This is a genomic window from Chryseobacterium formosum (assembly GCF_026460885.1).
GTDB lineage: Bacteria > Bacteroidota > Bacteroidia > Flavobacteriales > Weeksellaceae > Chryseobacterium > Chryseobacterium formosus.
In genome coordinates, this window is record NZ_JAOVZW010000054.1 from 1 (window position 1) to 1450 (window position 1450).

The 1450-nt window shown below is 30.6% G+C and carries 2 protein-coding genes; both read right to left on the reverse strand.

Translation table 11 applies throughout. The features are described from left to right. Positions 1-216: 216 nt before the first annotated feature. Positions 217-648: a hypothetical protein gene (locus OF897_RS21505; RefSeq protein ID WP_267267714.1), complete on the reverse strand. Its 432-nt coding sequence runs from the start codon at positions 646-648 to the stop codon at positions 217-219. Between the two features lie 4 nt (positions 649-652). Further along, positions 653-1147 carry a hypothetical protein gene (locus OF897_RS21510; RefSeq protein ID WP_267267715.1) on the reverse strand — a complete coding sequence of 165 codons (495 nt, stop codon included), beginning with the start codon at positions 1145-1147 and terminating at the stop codon, positions 653-655. Positions 1148-1450 lie beyond the last annotated feature (303 nt).

The window sequence follows — 1450 nt, forward strand, 5'->3', positions numbered from 1 at the left end:
CCCTGTGCTGCTTACCAATATAGAAGCTCCACTGAAATGGTCAGGATGAATCCAGTACATTTCATATTCAAGAATTTCTGGAGGAGTATAGCCAACCATACATTCATCTGCCAAAAACTGAGTCTATACAAACTACCACACGAAAGGATTCATGTGGCAGTAAAGGAATAATAATCACTATAACAAACATTAATTATTTGACTTAAAAACGATAAATCAACTACTATCGCGTATTAAATCTTTATAAGACATTTTTGTCTTGCTGGATTCTTTTATAGAAATACCATACGTGTCATTATCAATTTCATCGACTAAAAAAAATAAATCATTTTTAATTAAAATCCATTGATAAGGATCATTAAAATTACTATTTACAATAACTTCTTCACCTAAATGTTTTGAAATTTCAATACCAAATAAAAGATTATTTAGAAAAACAGTCTTGATATCACCATCAATATAAACATTTAGCTCCGTCTGAAATTCTGAGACATTATCTAATACTCTATTCTCAAATTTAATTTGTGTCGTTTCATTTTCTAATAAATCCGTAATAGTTTCTTTATTACATCGAAATATTTTGGCAAGTAAATTAATTATGAGCTTATCTTGTTTTACACCTTTTAAATAACAAATATAATTATTCATTTCTTTAGTATTTTTTTATAAAATCTTTTGCAAAATTAATATCTCGTGAGGAAATACCTGCACCTTTTAATACTTGATTTAATCTTTCTGCAGGTACTTTTTTCATTAATTGGATAGCTTTAATTTGTCCTTGTGTTAAATCAATAAACTCTGGAGCACCTCCACTTCTTGGAAATAATGTATTACCCTCATTCTTAACACCATATATTCTATTATTTATTATAATATTATTTCCTGATATTGTATATGCTCCGGAATTATATGCTGCCAAATCGACTGCTAACAACTCCTTGGGAGCAACTGTGGATGGCATTGTTTTTCCTTTTGCTATAGAATTTGAGTCTAAATAGTGCCTCGAATTTATTGTTGCATTATGAATATTACTATTATTGGTTAATCGTTGTATTTCTGTAGCAAATTCAATTATGCCAGCAATAGTACCACATGGAATACAAATTCTTTTAGATATCCCTCTCATAAGTGGATTAGCATCGACCATTACATAATCAAATTTGCTTTTTCCACGAGCAGGACTAGGAGAACTTATAGTTGAAGCTTCTGTTCCTGCATTTTTATATATATCAGGCCATGCTTGCGCAGGAGGTAATGTAAGAAATGGTTGTGATTGTAAATCTTTTGACCAATTTCCATTTTCACGTAATGTGACAAAGGATCCTGTGTCTGATTTGTATACATTATTGGTTTTGCCATCCGAATAACCATCATACCCAAGTTTTTGATAATTATCTTTCGTTATATCATCCCTGTAGGATCTGCAAAGTTAACGGGATCATTCCAAACA